Below are 16,716 nucleotides of genomic sequence, written 5' to 3'. Positions count from 1 at the left end.
GGCGCGGCGATGCTGCTCGTGCTGCTGCTGTGCGCCTTGCCGGGGGGCGGCCGGGGGGCGGCTGATGCGGCGCCCGTTACGCGCGGCTTTACCGGCGTTGCCTCCTGCGCGGGTTCTACCTGTCACGGGCGGATGGAAGGCGACGGCAAGGTCGTGCGCCAGGATGAGCTGATGCGCTGGCAGGAGCCTTCCAGCCCCGGCGGCGCGCATAGTCGCGCTTTTGCGGTGCTGAGCGGCACGCGCGGGCGCCAGATCGCGGCGACACTGGGTTTGGGCGATGCGACGGCGGCGCCCGCTTGCCTTGGATGCCATTCGACTCCGGCGGCGGCAACCGGCGCGCGGTTGCTCGCGAGCGATGGGGTCGGATGCGAAGCGTGCCACGGCGCGGCGGGCGGCTGGATCGCGTCGCACTATGCCGTCGGGGCGAGCCATGCGTCCAATTTGGCGGCGGGGATGATCCTGCTGGACCGGCCCCAGGCGCGGGCTGCCGTGTGTCTCGATTGCCATTTTGGGAGCGACCGGCCGGGGCAGTTCGTCGATCACCGCATGATGGCGGCGGGGCATCCCCGCGTCTCGTTTGAACTCGACCTCTTCTCTTCCATGCAGGCGCATCATGACGAGGATGCCGACTATGCGCGACGCAAGGGGCGGACCGACGGTCTGAAATTCTGGGCGGTGGGTCAGGCGATGGCGGTGCAGCGCGCACTGACCCTCTATGCGGGCGCGAAGGGGACGGAGGGGGCTTTCCCCGAATTCTACTTCTTCGACTGCCAGAGCTGCCACCGGCGCATTTATGACCAGGCGGAGCGGAGCAAGACGTGGGAAGCGAACCCCGGACGGCCGATCCCGGCGGGGATGCCGCCCTTCAATGACGAGAATATGATCATGCTGTCGGCGGCGGCCAAGGTGATCGCGCCCGGCGCGGCGGCGCGGTTCGATGCGGACAGCAAGGCGTTTCATGCGGCGATTGCGCGGGACCGAGGCGCGGCGGTTGCGGCAGCGGGCAAGCTGGCGGCGAGCGCGGGAGCGCTGGCCAACGGATTTGCGGGGGCAAAGATGAATGGCGATATGGCGTTCGCCATCGTCAGTGAGATTGCGGGGGGAGCGATCAGCCCGCGCTTCACCGATTATGAAGGGTCGGTGCAGGCGGTGATGGCGGTCGATACGCTGCTCAACTCCATGGTGAAGTCGGGCCGCGTGACTGTGGGCGCAGCGGCAGGCATCCGGGCGGACGTCAACCGCGCCTATGCAGCGGTCAAGGAGCCCAACAGCTATCAACCCGCCACCTTCCGCAGCGCGCTGGGCAGCGCGGCGCGCAGTATCGGAGCATTGCGGTGAGCGGATTGCGGCACAGATTGAGCGCGTTCGCGGCGCTGTCGGCGTTAATGCTGGCGTCCTGCGGCGGTGGCGGCGGCAGCAGTGGCGGAAGCGGCGGGTCGCCCACCCCGACCCCGACGCCCACGCCGACGCGCCTCTATGCCGATCCGGCGCAGGAGGCGCTAACCGTCGCCGATGTGGAGAATGTCGTAGCGCATGCGACCGCTGAGGCGCAGGCGCGGAGCCTGCCAGCAGTCATCGCGGTTACAGACCGAGTCGGTAACGTGCTGGCCGTATTCCGCATGAACGGCGCGCGGGCGAGCGCAACGACCAGCGCGGCGCCTAACGGGCAGAATATCGACGCGCAGAATCTGACCGTCCCGGCCGAGGCTGGAGCGATCAGCAAGGCGATCACCGGGGCCTATCTGTCGAGCGGGGGCAATGCCTTTTCGACGCGCACGGCGAGCATGATCGTGCAGGAGCATTTCCCGCCCGCGCCGGGGACGGTGGGGCTGGAGAGCGGGCCGCTGTTCGGGGTGCAGTTCAGCCAGCTGCCCTGTTCGGACTTGTCGGCGCGTTATATGTCGTCGGGTTCACAAGCGATGATCGGGCCGAAGCGGTCGCCGCTGGGGCTGGCGGCTGATCCGGGTGGCTTTCCGCTTTACAAGAATGGCGTCGTTGTCGGCGGCGTCGGGGTGATGGCGGACGGGGTTTATGGATCGGACCCTGATGTCACCGACACGGATAATGATCCGGAAGAATATATCGCGTTGGCCGGGACGCTGGGGTTCGAGGCGCCGGAGAGCATCCGGGCCAACCGCATTTTCGTGGACGGGACTTCGCTGCGCTATTCGGATGCGGCCTATGCGGGGTTGATGGCGAGCGGCTCGGCCAGCTTTGCGGCGATCAACGGCAGCGCCGGGTCGCTGGTGGCGGTGCGCGGCTATTATGGCGATCCTGCGCCGATGGTGCTGGCGGGGGTCGCCTATGGCAGCGAGCTTTCGGGCGTGCGCGCTTCGCGGGTGGCGGAATTTTCCAATCGTGACGCTTTCGTGCTGACCGATGGGTCGGGGAGTAACCGCTTTCCGATCCGGGCGGCGACCGATGCCGGGGATGTCGCGCAGCCGCTTTCCGCCGCAGAGGTGACTGCGGTGCTGGAGGAAGCCTTCACCATCATGAGCCGGGCGCGGGCGCAGATCAGGCAGCCGCTGGACAGCCGGGCGCAGGTGACGATCAGTGTCGTGGATACGCGGGGCGCAGCGCTGGGGATCGTGCGGTCGCCCGATGCGCCGATCTTTGGCACTGATGTGAGCTTGCAGAAGGCGCGGACGGCAGCGTTTTTCTCGGGCGCGCATGCGGGGCCGGACCTGCTGGCGAGCAGCAGCGCGGATGTGGCGGCGTTCGTGGGCAAGGCGCGGACTTTCCTCAATGATCCGGCGGCGCTGACGGGCACCCATGCCTTTACCGACCGCGCAAATGGCAATCTGTCGCGCCCCTATTTCCCCGATGGCGAAGTGGGGCGTCCCAATGGGCCTTTCTCCCGCCCGATCGCGCAGTTCAATCCCTTCTCGACCGGGCTGCAGTCGGCGCTGGTGGTGGGCGATCTGGCCGCGCATCTTAGCTTTGTGACGGGCGCGAGTGCGACCGATACGCCGCAGCGTTGTTCGGCTGTGACCGGCGTGGGCGCGGGCAATCGCATCCAGAACGGCGTTCAGATTTTCCCCGGCTCCGTGCCTATCTATCGCGGTGGCGTGCTGGTGGGCGCGATCGGGGTGTCGGGCGACGGCATCGATCAGGACGACATGATCAGCTTCCTGGGCGCGCATAATGGCGGGCAGAGGGGCGGCGGCATCGGTAATGCGCCTGCCGCGATCCGGGCGGATCAGATCGTCGTGGACCTGGGCAATGCCTCGGTGCGGCTGCGTTATGTGAGCTGTCCCTTTGCGCCGTTCCTCGACAGTGGGTCGCAAAATGTGTGTCAGGGCCTCTAGCGATGGGACTTGCCGCCTTCCTGCCGCTGTTTGCGCTGGCACAGCCGGGCGAGCCCGTGCCTCCGCCTCCGCCGGACAATTGGGAAGAGCTATTGAACGCGCCCGAAGTGGGTGCCGATGACCAGTCGATCGAGGGCAGGCGGCGGCCGGGCTATGAAGCACCGCTGCCCGAAGCAGTGACTCAGGATAATGCGGGAGCCGTGCGCGCGCCGCCGCCCGAGGCTTTTCCGGTCGATCAGGTGCCCATCCCGGATCGCTGGCGGCTGATTGAATCGCTCGGCGTGGTCAAGGAACGCTGGTTCGACCCCTATGGCCAGAACACGCTGAAGGGCGACCGGCCGATCAACCGCGAGAAGGTCAAGTGGCTGCCGATCACGGGCGACGACTGGTTCTTCGTCGCCAATGCGGTGAGCGACACGGTGATCGAACCGCGCACCTTTCCCATTCCCGTCGGCGTCCAGACGACCGAGCGGCCGGGCAGCATTAATGTGTTCGGCAAGGATGCGAGCTATGTGCTGAGCCAGACCTTCATCGGCGGGGTGGCATTAATCAAAGGATCGACCGCGTTCAAGCCGCCGGAGATCGAATATCGGCTGACGCTGGCCTATAATATCAACCATGTGAATGTGCCCGAACGGCGGGTGCTGTTCGTGGAGCCGTCGCAGCCGTCGCATCGCACCGACCATTTTCTGGGCGTGCAGGAATTGTTCGTCGATTATCATCTGGCGAATACTTCGGATCGCTATGACTTCCGGTCGATCCGTGTGGGCATCCAGCCTTTCCAGTCGGATTTTCGCGGCTTCCTGTTCAACGACCAGCAGCTGGGCATCCGGCTGTTTGGGAATCGGGATAATAACCGCTTTCAGTTCAACCTCGCTGCCTTCTGGCGGCTGGAGAAGGATACCAATTCGGGCCTGAATTCAGTGGTGCAGACGCCTCGGCGGGACTGGGTGTTTCTGGCTAATCTCTATCGGCAGGATTTCCTGATTCCGGGCCTGACCAGCCAGATCACCGCCGTTTACAATATGAACCGCGAAGCCGGGCGGATCGAGGTGGACGATAACGGCTTTCCTGTGCGGCCTGCCTTGCTCGGCGACCTGCGCGGGCGGGATTATGATGTCGTTTATCTAGGCTATAATGCCGATGGGCGGGTCGGGCGGTTGAACCTGACGGCTTCTGTTTACGGGGCATTAGGGGAGGATCGGAACAGCTTCTTTACCTCGCAGCCTGCGCAGATCAGGGCGTTCTTTGCCGCTGCCGAGGCGAGCATCGACAAGGATTGGATGCGGTTCCGGCTGTCGGGGCTGTATGCGAGCGGGGATGGCGATCCCTATGACAATCGCGAAAATGGCTTCGACGCGATTTTCGAGAACCCTGTCTTTGCAGGAGCGGACACAAGCTACTGGATCAGGCAGACCATCCCCTTCGCAGGCGGCGGCCGCGTCATCGGCATCAACGGCCGCAACGGCATATTGAACTCCCTGCGCTCCTCGAAGGAGCAGGGCCAGTCGAACTTCAACAATCCGGGCACGATGCTGATCGGCGCGGGGGCGGATTTCGACGTGCTGCCGGAACTGCGGCTGTCGGCCAATGCCAACCATTTGTGGTTTGAGAATACCGCGACCTTGCAGGCTTTGCGCAATGAGGGGAGCATCCCCAAATCTATCGGCTGGGACCTGTCCACCGCCGCGATCTGGCGGCCCAAGGCGACGCAGAATATCGTGTTTCGCCTTTCGGGCGCGACTTTGCTGCCGGGGGCGGGATTTCGCGACCTTTTCACCAATAGCGAGCGCAACCGGAATTATTATTCGGTGCTCGGCAATCTGATCCTGAGTTATTGATGCGGCCGTTCTTCGCCTTTCTGTTGCTGATCCTGGCCGCGATGACGGTGCCGGTGGTGATTCTCCACGCCTCGGACGCGGAGAAGCCGGTGGAGCGGATTTACGCCAAGACATCCGCCGCGCCGATGAGCCAGACCGCCGATCAGGTCGCGGCCAAGTCGGACGGTTGCTACAGCTGCCACACCAAGACCGACGAGCCGTCGATGCACGCCACCCCGGCGGTGATGCTGGGCTGCGTCGATTGCCACGGCGGCGACGCGACGGTGCGCGGCGATCCTGCCCATGGCTTCGAAGATCCCGCCTATGTCGCGGCGCGCGACAAGGCGCATGTCCTGCCACGCTATCCGGGAAGCTGGCATTATCCGTCCTCGGCGAACCCGAAGCGGACCTATGCCCTGCTCAACCGCGAAGCGCCCGAATTTGTCCGCTTCGTGAACCCCAGCGACTATCGCGTGGCCCGCGACGCCTGCGGATCATGCCACATGCAGACGATCGAGGCGGCGGAGCGATCGCTGATGGCGTCGGGCGCGATGCTGTGGGGTGGGGCTGCCTATAATAACGGCATCGTGCCGTATAAGAATTACATCTTCGGCGAGGCTTATACAAAGGATGGCAAGCCCGCGAAGATCGTCTCGCCGGGATCGCCCCCGGGGACGCTGACCGCGGAGCAGAAGGCGCGCGGCGCGCTGGCCGAACTCTATCCGCTCCCCAACTGGCAGGTGACACCGCCGGGCGACGTGTTCCGCGTGTTCGAGCGCGGCGGTCGCAATATCTCCACGCAGTTTGCGGAGATCGGCCTGCCCAATCCCACCGGCGCCATCCAGCGGCTGGAGGAGCCGGGGCGGCCGGACCTGAAGCAATCAAGCCGTGGGCCGGGAACGGGCCTGCGCGTCGCGATCCCGGTGCTGAACCTGCACAAGACGCGGCTCAACGACCCCTATATGTGGTTCATGGGGACCAATGATCAGCCGGGCGATTACCGCCATTCGGGCTGTTCGGGCTGCCATGTCGTCTACGCCAATGACCGCGAGCCGCGCCACAGCCTGACCTATGCGCCATATGGGCGCGACGGGCAGACGGCCACGGTCGATCCGACCATCGCGAACAAGATGGAACATGGCGCGCTGAAGGGTGCCCATGACGAGACGCCCGACCATCCCATCGGCGCGGTCAAGGAAAGCGGCCATCCGATCCGCCACGCCTTCACCCGCGCGATCCCCACCGCGCAGTGCATGAATTGCCACATGCACCAGCCCAATATCTTCCTGAACAGCTATCTCGGCTACACCATGTGGGACTATGAGTCCGACGCGGCCCTGATGTGGCCGGAGAAGCAAAAATATCCCGACGCGGCCGACGTGCACAAGACGCTGGAGCGGAACCCGGAAGGAGCGGGGCCGAAGGGCAAATGGGCCGACCTCGATTTCCTGCGCAACGTCTATGACCTCAATGACAAGGCGAAGGATACGCAGTTCGCCGACTATCATGGCCATGGCTGGAACTTCCGCGGCGTGTTCAAGCGCGACCGTGAGGGCAATCTGCTCGATGCGGACGGCAAGGTCGTGTCGAACGACGATCCGGAAAAATGGCGCAAGAAGGGCGAGGACAAGTTCGTCCAGCCCGGCACCAATCCGGGCAAGTCCGTCCACCTCATGGACATCCACGCCGAAAAGGGCCTGCAATGCGCCGACTGCCATTTCGCGCAGGACAGCCATGGCAACGGCTTCATCTATGGCGAGGTGGCAAACGCGATCGAGATTGGGTGCAAGGATTGCCACGGCACGGCGGACGCCTATCCGACGCTGCTGACCTCGGGACCGGCCGCACCGCCCAAAGGGAATAACCTGGCGCTGCTGCGCAACCCGGATGGCAAGCGGCGGTTCGAATGGTTCTACGATGCGAGCGGGCGGCGCAAGCTGATCCAGCGATCGATCGTCGATCCCAACCTCGAATGGGAAGTGTCGCTGGTGAAGGACAGCGTCGATCCCGCCAACCCGCACTTCAATGCGAAAGCGGCGCGCGCCAAGCTGATGAGCAAATCGGGCGCGGAGGATGGCAGCTTCGCCTTCGGCCCCGGCGTGGCGAAGGCAGACCGCGCGCATGGCGATGACTCCATGGCCTGCTTCACCTGTCATCTGAGCTGGACGACGAGCTGCGGCGGTTGCCACCTGCCGATCGAGGCGAACTGGAAAACCTCGCTCCACCATTATGATGGGGAGGAAACGCGCAACTTCGCCACCTACAACCCGCAGGTCGCGCGCGACGAGATGTTCCAACTCGGCAAGCATATGACGACCAAGGGGAATGAGACGGCCCCTGTCCGGTCGACGTCCGCGTTGGTGCTGTCATCGACCAACATCAACCGCGAGCGCATCTATATCCAGCAGCCGCCGATTTCGGGCATCGGCTTTTCGTCGCAGGCGTTCGCGCCGCACTTCCCGCATACCGTGCGAAAGACCGAGACGAAGACCTGCTCCGACTGCCACCTGTCGGCGAAGGACGATAACAACGCGATCATGTCGCAGCTGATGCTGCTCGGCACGAACTTCGTGAACTTCGTCGGCCTCAATGCCTGGACCGGCCTCGAAGGCGGGTTCGAAGCGATCCGCGTCACCGAATGGGACGAACCGCAGGCGGTGATCGGGTCTTACCTCCAGAAATATGCCTATCCCGACTATTGGAAGCTGCATGTCGAGCAGAATGGCCGCGAGCTGAAAAACTGGGTCCGGGGCAAATTCTTCGACAAAAAGGCGTCGGGCGAGACGCAGCCGATCGAGGAATTCCGCAATGTCGTGAAGGGCACGCGCGATCGCGTCGGCTGCCTGCAACTGCGCGGCGAATATATGTATGTGGCGGAAGGGAAGGGCGGCTTCCGCGTCTATGACGTCGCGTCGATCGCGAACAAGGGCTTTTCCGAGCCGATCGTGAGCGGGCCGTTCTCGAAACTCGGCCACAATACGGGCGTGGCGTCGAAGAATGCGACCTGCATGGCGCTGCCGACCAATCAGCCGATCAACCCGCTGCGCAGCACCAAGGAACTGCGCGAGATCAACCAGGAACAGCCCTTCCTGCCGATCTACAGCTATGCGGCGGTGACGGACAGCGTCGAGGGGCTGATCATGGTCAATATCGAGACCTTGGCCGATGGCGAGTTCCGCAATAATTTCCTGAAGCGGGCCGTCACCTGGAACCCCGATGGCGTGTTGAACGGGGCGCGGCATATCCAGCTGGCGGGGCAGATTGCCTATATCACGGCTGACGTTGGCCTGGTGGTGGTGGACCTTAGCGATCCGCTGCATCCGCGCCTCGCCGCCGTTCGGCCGATGAAGGATGCGCGGGCGAGCGCGATCCAATTCCGCTACCTCTGGGTCACCGACGCCGAAGGGCTGAAACTGTTCGACGTGACGAAGCTCACCGATCCGGTGGCCGTGCCATCCGCGACCGTGCCGCTGAAGGATGCGCGCCGCATCTATCTGGCGCGCACCTATGCCTATGTCGCGGCGAAGGCGGAGGGACTGGCAATCGTCAACATCACCAATCCCTTGAAGCCCAGCCTCTATGCCAGGGAGACATTCGGCGGACAGATGACGGACGTGGAGGATGTCATCGTCGGCACCACCAACGCCTCCCTCTTCGCCTATGTCGCGGACGGCCGGAACGGCATGAAGGTGATCCAGCTGACCAGCCCGGCGAGCCAGCCCAATTTCTACGGCTTCTCCCCCGCGCCCAAGCCCGAACTGATCGCCTGGGCGCGGACGCCCACCCCTGCGGTGGCGCTGTCCAAGGGGCTGGAGCGCGACCGGGCGGTGGATGAGACGGGCGGGCAGATCGCCGTATTCGGACGACTGGGATCGCGGCCCTTCACCCGGCCCGAGATGGAGCGGCTGTTCCTGACGTCGAAGGGTGTGCCCTACAAGGTCAGCGATGATGTGGATATGAAGGCGTGGCGGCCGCCTTTGCTGCGGTGAGGGGGATGTGCGGCCAGGTCGACCACGGCTGCACGATCTGTGGGTTAGCCTCGCGATAACCGCTAGGGCACCTATGAGCTAAAGAGCGATCCCCACAGTTTCCAGCCTACGCTTAGGGTGAGGCCGATAAGCGCGGTGACGATGAGCACATCGAGCGCTGACAGATCGTCGTCGTTCCGGGCCATTGGCTGGTCTCCTGCTGCCGCCGATCGTGGCGCCGACGACGGCCGCGCGTGAGCCTATCATGTTTCGGGAGCGAAATGCGATGGGGACGATGGAGTAGGGCGAGAGGGTTTCAATGTTTGGCCTTCGGAGGAGATGACAGGCAGAGCGGCTGTTGATGACCATTAGTGGCCATTGAGAACCAACTGCGCTTGCACCAGAAACAGACATAGCTGGGACACCTATTCCCGGCTTTTTGTCAGCCTGTAGGGGCTGTAATCCTCGTTCAATTCATTCACCTCGGCCCGTGTCGCGAGTGCCATAACAATCTGGTCGGCGGTCGATCCTTGCCAGACGAACCGGCATTCCTTTGGACGGTCGATTGCGTCAACGCATAATCTTTCCCCACCGCGAAACGCTTCCGTAATCCAGCGACCCTCATAAACGCGGTAAGCTCGTTGACACATTCCCATCTGCCAGCGCCCGTCTGCGAAGAATGTTTCATATGGCGGACATCCGCCCCGGAACATCGCATTCACCTTTGCGCCGGGATAGGGTTCGTATGTCGTATCGATGACTATGGTGCGGTCTGAAATCAACGCCGTTATTTGTTGCCCAGTCAGTGGTCGCCATTGTGGTTGTGCCAACCTCAGCGGGAGCGTGTGGAACGTGTGTTCGGCGTTGGCCGGTTCTGCCCTAACTGGTGCCAGCCCATCCCACAGCAGGAGCAAGATGATTGCCGACGCGAGAACCGGAGTACGTTTCATAGGAATAGCGTAGACGATAACTCGTCTGCTTTCCAACAGGTGCGGCATACAAGCAGACAGCCCACTAGCCACCCCATCGGGACATGCCCCTCCGCACGTGGAAAGGGTGGCGGAGGGAGTCGGCGAGCCGCTGCAAAGCAAGGCGAATGTTACTTAAGCCCACCCCCGACCCCTCCCGCCTGCGGGAGGGGAGAAAGTCCGCAATCCGCCCTAACTCCAAAGGTCATGCGGATCGACACGGCCCTCATCCAGCCCGTCATCTTGTACAAGTGATGGCGCCCCAAGGGGCGTCCATTCCTCACGCCCTCCCCATCCGGTTGGGCGCAGCGGCCTTGCTCAGATTCTGGCGGACGCCGCCGTCACGCCGGACGTTCATCCATCAGCATGCGGACCAGCGGCTGCATGCCGGTGTCGAACTTTGCCAATGTGGCGTGATCGTCCGCCGTCTCGAAATGGGTGACAAGGCCATGCTCCGTCCAGCGGTGGAGCGCATAGGCGGGCGCGTCGGCGATGATCATCGGGCGGTTGTCGGGGGCGTCCGCGTCCATCGGGCGCAGGTCGAGCGCGAGTTGCGGGGCGGTTGAGGAGCAGATGGCGACGGTCGTGCCCTGCCACGGCGCGGTGATGGTGCGGTGGAGGTGGCCGCAGAGCAGCGCGGCGATGTTGGGGCGGTTCGCAATGGTGGCGGCGAAGCGCTGGACCCAGGGTTCGTCCGGGTGGGTGTTCATCCATTCGATTCCGGCTTCAACCGGGGGATGATGCAGGACGATGAGGGTGGGCGTTCCGGCATCCTCGTCGAGGCGGGCGCTTAGCCATTCCGCGCGGGCTTCGCAGAAGGCGCCGCCGTGGCGGCCGGGCTCCAGCGTGTCGAGGATCAGGATGCGGCGGCTTTCCAGCGGGATGGCGTAGTGGACGAAGCCGTCCTGCTGCGGAATGTGGGGAAAATGCTGCGCGAAATTGGCGCGGTCGTCATGATTGCCCATGGCTGGCCAGACCGGGAAGGGGCATTGCGCAAAGGCTTCAGCGAGGGCGCGGTAGCTTTCGGGGTCGCCCCGCTCGGTCAGATCGCCGGTCGCGAGCAGCAGGTCCGGGCGGTTGGGGCCGTCGATCAGAGCGCGCAGCACCTGATCGAGCCGCTGGCGGTTAAGCTCCGCCGGATTGCCGGGGTCAAAGCCGAGATGAATGTCGGTGATCTGGGCGATCAGCATGGTCTTTAGCTCCCCCTTACCCGTCGCGGCCGGCACGCCGTGGCCTGTCCGCCTGATCCCGTCTGACAGCGCGATCGGCGGGCGTCCATGGCGCGCCGTCGCCGACATGATAGCTGTGGCACATGGCGCAGCCGGACGGCACATCGGCCTTCGCCTTTTCACCGCCATGGCAGGTGCGGCAGCTGTCGATGCCGGGCAGCAGCAATTGCCGCGCGTCATGGCTTTTGGGCGCGGCGTGGCAGCTTTCGCAACTCTCGGTAGCGTGCGCCTTATGATCGAACCAGCCCTTCATCATGTAGCGCATGGGCTGGTTGACGGGCGCGACTTGCCAGCTCGTTCCGCCACCCGTGACGATGTGGCAGTCATAGCAGGCCCCGCCCTTGGAAAAGACCGCGCGGATGGCGTCGTCGGCGCGGGAGGGGCGGGCGGCCGCCGCGCCGAAATAAGCGTGATAGACGCGGCCCTGCGCATAGTCGCCAGGGCGGCGGCGGGCCATGCCGCCGAGCGACAGGGGCTGGGCGGGTGCGGTGGAGCGGTAATAGGCGCGAAGGTCCGCTATCACCTGATCGGGCTGGCCGTGGCGCAGGGTGCGGACGGTGCCGCCGATCGTCTCGAAGGCGAGGCTGTGGCAGGATTGGCAATCACGCTCCATGTCGACGGGCAGGAAGCGCACGCCGTCGGCGGTCGGCCGGTGGCAATCCTTGCAGGCGAGCGCGTCGCCATAGCCCGATTGCGCGCCCAGCGTGCGGGCCATGCGGGCGACGCCGCCGGTCTTTGACAGGTGGACGTCGTGCGGGAATTTGAGACCGCTGTCGTCCATCGGTTTGGCGTCGAGGGAGGCGCGGGTGAAGCTGGGGTGCTTGCCGGGATTATATTGGACGAGCGCGGTGAATTGCGGGTGATCCGTGCCGAAGTCGCTGGCGTTGGCGAGCTTGCTGTCCTTCAGCCGATCCTTGAGGCTGCCGTGGCAGTCTGTGCAGAAAGCCTGCGGTGCGGGCTGCATCGGCCCTGCGCCTTCATGTTCGCGGTGGCAATCGACGCAGGCGCCTTCGGGCGGCTTGCCAAAGGTCGTGGCGACGAGGTTCAGGAACTTGCCGCCAACGCCCGGCTCCGCGCGCGCCATGGCGATGCGGGCGGCGGGGGCATGATCGTGGACGGATTTGTGGCAGGTGTGGCAGGCGGAATCGCGGACGGAGACGAACGCCTTTTGGTGACAGGTCTCGCATTTGCCTTCGAGCGCGTGGTGCGCCTGGCTCAACGGGCCGGATGACCATGCGCCATCGCCCTTCACGCTGTAGATGTTGCGTATGTCGTCGGCCGGACGGGTGGCGTAGCTGTAGATGGGGATCGCGAGGAAGCCGATGAGGATGGCCAGCACGAGGCCCCAGGCGGTCAGGCGCTTGGGCGGGGCGAGGCGGGCGAGGGAGAAGACGCGGGCCTCCTCCTTTTCCTCCGACGCATCGGACACGGCATCGACGCGGCGGATGGAGAGGATGGTTGCGCCGTCTTCGGCGCTGACGGTGATGCGGTGGCCGCCGAAGCGCAGTTCCGCGCCCTTGGCGGTGTCGATGTCGGCCGAACGGGTGGTGCGGCCTTCGACATCGAAGCCCAGCGTGCCGGTGGCGCGCACGCGGATAGTGCGCGCGTCGATCTGCTCGATCCGCGCGTGATCGGGTTCGAGCGCGAGGTCGGGGAGGTGAATGTCGTTGGTGGAGGCGCGGCCCAACGCGAGCTGCGGCTTTGCGAGCGTCGCGCTGCGGACGATCTCGCGACCGTCGGCGGTCAGGCTGATCTGGCGGACTGTGAAGCTCATGGCGCTCACCAGTAGAAAAAGACGCTGACGATATGCGCGGTCAGCGCGGCCAGCAGGGCGAAGGTGGCGGGCACATGGACGTAGAGCCAGATTTCCAGCAGCGCCTTCAAGCGCAGGTGGCGGCGGAGGCGGGCGAGCATCGCCTGCTTGCGTTCGAGCAGGGCATCGACCTTTTCCAGAGGCTCCTTGCCCGTATCCGGATGGTCGCCGGTCCAGTGCCGCAGCGACGCCTGCGCGGCGGCGGTGGCGCAGCGTGGGTAGCGGCCCGAAAGACGCGCGATCAGGCTGCCGCCGAAGGGATCGTCATTAAGGGACTGGCGAACGAGGCTGGCCTGTTCGTGGGGCAGGGGCTGGGCGGCGTCATGCAACTGCCGGTCGATGGCGCGGATCGCCTCCAGCATCTGCACCTGCGTCATTTCCGCCCGATTGTTGCTGAGCGCTGTGGGGAGCGTCGCGTAGACGATGATGCCAAACAGACCGGAAAGGATCACCAACATCATCAGCACATAGGCGAGCGTATGAACGTTCCACCCAAGCTGAAAGCCCGTGTGCAGCGTGCCGATGACGATGAGGCTGAGGCCCAGATAGACATGCGCGCTCGTCCATGCCTTGAGCGACCAGCGGCCGCGCGTCATGGCGCGCTTGCGCAGGCCCAGCAAGGTGAGCCAGAGAATGAGGCCGACGCCGATCGTGCCTAGCGTATAGCCGTACCAGCTGCCGCCATTATGGCGCGGCGTGATGTCGATCATCAGATAGCTGGCGATGACGAGCAGGCAGAGAAGGCAAGCGATCTTCAGCCAGCGGAAATTGGCGTGGCGCAGGAACCCGTCATGGAGGGTTTCGCCTTTGACGCGGCGGGTGGAGGTAGCGCGTGTGGCCATCAGAGGGCGTTCGCTTTGGTGTGGAGCATGATCGTATCGAAATAAGCTCTCATCCGTTCGCCCTGTTTAAGCGAGCCACCCGTCTCGCTCAAATGTCGAAGGGCTCTTCTTTCTTTCAAAAAAGGAAAGGGCTTCGACAGGCTCAGCCCGAACGGGGGTAGGCGATCACAATTGAAAACTCGTTGTAGCGGAGCGCCCGGGAGAAGTCTCAGAGGGTCATGTGCCTGACTCAGACCCGCTTCTGGGGACAGGACGGAATGAGTGCGGGACAAAATAGCCATGCTCAATTCGCTTGCCCATCAAGACGGGCGACGGTCAGAAAATCCTCCGGCGACACGCGGATCGCAGCGCCCGTCGGACAAGCACGCACGCAAGCCGGGCCGCCATCAATGCCAGAACACATGTCGCATTTGATCGCCTTCTTGGGCTTCTCGACCCCCGGTTCGGCATGCTTGTAGCGCCATTTTTTCGACGGCTCGCCCGGACCCGGTCCAGCGCCGAAGAACATCCAGCTGAGCAAACCCGGCTTTTCCGGCGGCACGCTGTCCATGCGGATCACGCCATAGGGGCAGTTGCGCTGGCAGTTGCCGCAGCCGATGCAGGTTTCATCGATGAACACTTCGCCGTCCGGGCCGCGATGGATCGCGTTGGGCGGGCAATCGGCCATGCAGTGCGGATGCTCGCAATGGCGGCAGCTCGTGGGCACATGTAGATGCGCATAGGTGCGCCCGGCCTCCCGGTCGAGGCGCGACAAGCCTTCATGGCTGTCGGCGCAGGCCTTTTCGCAATTGTCGCAGCCGACGCAGAGATGCTCGTCGATCAGCAGCACGTCGGTCGCCTCGCCGATGCCGTTGTCGACCAGGAACTTCGCCGTCTCCGAATACATGTCCACGACAGTGGAAAAGCTATCCTTGCGGCTTTCGATAAAGGCGTTGACGTCCTGCCGCGCGGCCATGTCGCGGCGGGCACGCTCCAGCAAGGCGGGCTTGGCCGCCATCAGCCGGGCGAAGGCGTCGCCGTTCAGCTTGATGACTTCGGACTTGACCGTCGCCTTGACCGTGGCGGTGCGCGGCCCGCCCGCGATCAGCGCCATCTCCCCAACATAGGAGCCGGCGGGGAGGTAGGAGAGGAAGACGTTCTTCCCCCCGATCTTCTTCTCCACGATCATCGATCCGACGCGGATCACATAGATGTCGTTGCCCAGATCGCCTTCAGTCAGGATCGCCTCGCCCGCCTTGACGGTCTTGATCTCGGCGCTGTCAAGCACTTCGGTAAGGTCGGCAGGCGTTAGCCCCGCGCCGAACATCTGGAGCAATTGCCGCTCTGTCGAGATGCGGGTGATCGCGCGCTTGGCGGGCGGGTTGGACGACATGAGCTTCAGCGCCGCCGTCCGCGACACCTCAACCATGATCGATTCCGTCCCCGCGCGCACCGTCGAGCCACGGCGACGGCCGGAAATCAGACCGACTTCGCCGAAGATGCTCCCGGCCTCGATCGCAACCTCGGTCCCCGGCGCGACCTCGACCAGCGCTTGCCCAGCCGCGATGCCGAAAAGGGAGGAGCCGGGATCATGCTTCTCGAAAATCACTGCGCCGGAGCGATAGGCGCGAACCTCGCTGTCCAGCATGAACTCGCGCATCTGGAGGGGAGATAACCCTTCAAGGATCGATACGTTGGTCCGCAGATATTCCAGCCATTCCGCGACGCTCTTCTGCCCCGGTAGGGCAGCGAATTTGGCGGCCAATATCGGCTCGTCCGCAGGCTTCAGGTCGCGATTGCCGTTGATATATTCGACAACGTCATAGCCCTGATTCATGCAGTGCTTGATCAGCGGATAGCCCGCCAGCGCGCCGATGACGAAGATGCCCGGCGCGGTGCTTTCGAACACCGGCGACAGCTTCGGGAAGGCCAGCCGGTCGCTACTCGCAAACTCGACGCCGCAGCTTTCGACGAAGGCGCGCGGCGGTGCCGACCCCATGCGGGCGATGATGCGGTCGCATGGCACCTTCACCTCGCCATCACGGCTGTCGAGCGTGATGAAGCCCGGCTCGATCTTCGCCGTGGTCGATTCCGTCATGATCGACAGGCGACCGGCTTCGGCGGCGGCCATCAGCGCCTTTACGTTCGCGGGCTTCGCGCTGGCGAACTCCGTTCCCCGGTTGAGGATGGTGACGGCATTGCCCTGTGCTTCGTCAGCGGCAAGCCCCATCGCATTCTCAATGCCCGCGTCCCCGGTGCCGACGACGAAGATATGTTCGTCATTATAGTCGGCCGGGTCGTCCAGCTGATACTGGACATGGGGCAGGTCCGCACCCGGCACGCGCATCAGGTTGGGATTGCCCTGCGTGCCGATCGCCATGATCACCGCGTCGGCAATAATTTCCCGCCCGTCGGTCAGCGTCAGTCGATAGGGCGGGGCAAGCCGCTGGATTTCCTTCGTCTCGGTCGAGCCGTCCCGCTTGCGCTCCACGATCTTCTGGACCGATCCGGCAATGGGATCGCCCGTCCCGCTGATCGCCTTCACCTCGGCATTATAAGCGACGTTCAGGCCCTGCGCGGCGGCCTGCTCGTTCCAGCGGCCAAGGATCGCCTCGCGCTTGCCCGCATCGAAATCGCAATCGGACCGCAGCACGAGCTGGCTGGGCGTCGCCATCACATGCTTGCCCTTCTGATATTTGAAGATCGTGTCGGACAAATGGTCCGTCTTTTCGATCAGAAGGTGGGAAATGCCCAGCTGCGCCGCGCGCGCGGCCGCGCTCATCCCCGCC

General features: G+C 64.3%; 9 protein-coding genes. 4 read left to right on the top strand and 5 right to left on the bottom strand.

Annotated elements, in window-relative coordinates; translation table 11 throughout:
• Window positions 1-9 precede the first annotated feature (9 nt).
• The 4 genes from ACZ5TH_RS13825 to ACZ5TH_RS13810 are packed head-to-tail and all read left to right on the top strand — an operon-like array spanning window position 10 to window position 9,117.
• The gene (locus ACZ5TH_RS13825; RefSeq protein WP_464795742.1) at window positions 10-1,338 is read left to right on the top strand and encodes a multiheme c-type cytochrome; all 1,329 of its coding nucleotides are present in this window, start codon (window positions 10-12) and stop codon (window positions 1,336-1,338) included.
• 47 nt (window positions 1,339-1,385) lie between these two features.
• On the top strand, window positions 1,386-3,308 hold the full coding sequence (locus ACZ5TH_RS13820; protein ID WP_464795741.1) for a heme-binding protein: 1,923 nt from the start codon (window positions 1,386-1,388) through the stop codon (window positions 3,306-3,308).
• A 2-nt stretch (window positions 3,309-3,310) separates the two neighbouring features.
• Complete coding sequence (locus tag ACZ5TH_RS13815) at window positions 3,311-5,149, top strand: hypothetical protein (protein ID WP_464795572.1); 1,839 nt, start codon at window positions 3,311-3,313, stop codon at window positions 5,147-5,149.
• On the top strand, window positions 5,149-9,117 hold the full coding sequence (locus ACZ5TH_RS13810; RefSeq protein WP_464795571.1) for an LVIVD repeat-containing protein: 3,969 nt from the start codon (window positions 5,149-5,151) through the stop codon (window positions 9,115-9,117). The genes ACZ5TH_RS13815 and ACZ5TH_RS13810 overlap by 1 nt, the downstream gene beginning before the upstream one ends.
• 404 nt (window positions 9,118-9,521) lie before the next feature.
• Here the strand turns inward: ACZ5TH_RS13810 and ACZ5TH_RS13805 are convergent, their stop codons facing one another.
• The 5 genes from ACZ5TH_RS13805 to ACZ5TH_RS13785 form a co-directional block, all read right to left on the bottom strand.
• Window positions 9,522-10,046 (bottom strand): hypothetical protein, encoded by a 525-nt coding sequence (locus ACZ5TH_RS13805; protein WP_464795570.1) that lies wholly within the window; start codon window positions 10,044-10,046, stop codon window positions 9,522-9,524.
• Between the two features lie 359 nt (window positions 10,047-10,405).
• Window positions 10,406-11,254: a metallophosphoesterase gene (locus ACZ5TH_RS13800; RefSeq protein ID WP_464795569.1), complete on the bottom strand. Its 849-nt coding sequence runs from the start codon at window positions 11,252-11,254 to the stop codon at window positions 10,406-10,408.
• A 16-nt stretch (window positions 11,255-11,270) separates the two neighbouring features.
• Window positions 11,271-13,067 (bottom strand): cytochrome c3 family protein, encoded by a 1,797-nt coding sequence (locus ACZ5TH_RS13795; RefSeq protein WP_464795568.1) that lies wholly within the window; start codon window positions 13,065-13,067, stop codon window positions 11,271-11,273.
• Between the two features lie 5 nt (window positions 13,068-13,072).
• Complete coding sequence (locus ACZ5TH_RS13790) at window positions 13,073-13,948, bottom strand: hypothetical protein (protein WP_464795567.1); 876 nt, start codon at window positions 13,946-13,948, stop codon at window positions 13,073-13,075.
• Between the two features lie 283 nt (window positions 13,949-14,231).
• Entirely contained in the window at window positions 14,232-16,709 is a 2,478-nt protein-coding gene (locus ACZ5TH_RS13785) for a cyclic nucleotide-binding domain-containing protein (RefSeq protein ID WP_464795740.1), read from the bottom strand.
• Window positions 16,710-16,716: the final 7 nt, after the last annotated feature.

Source organism: Sphingobium sp. TomTYG73 (assembly GCF_055394245.1).
The sequence above is the reverse complement of the archived record's forward strand: the minus strand, read 5'-3'. Positions and strand labels throughout refer to the sequence as shown.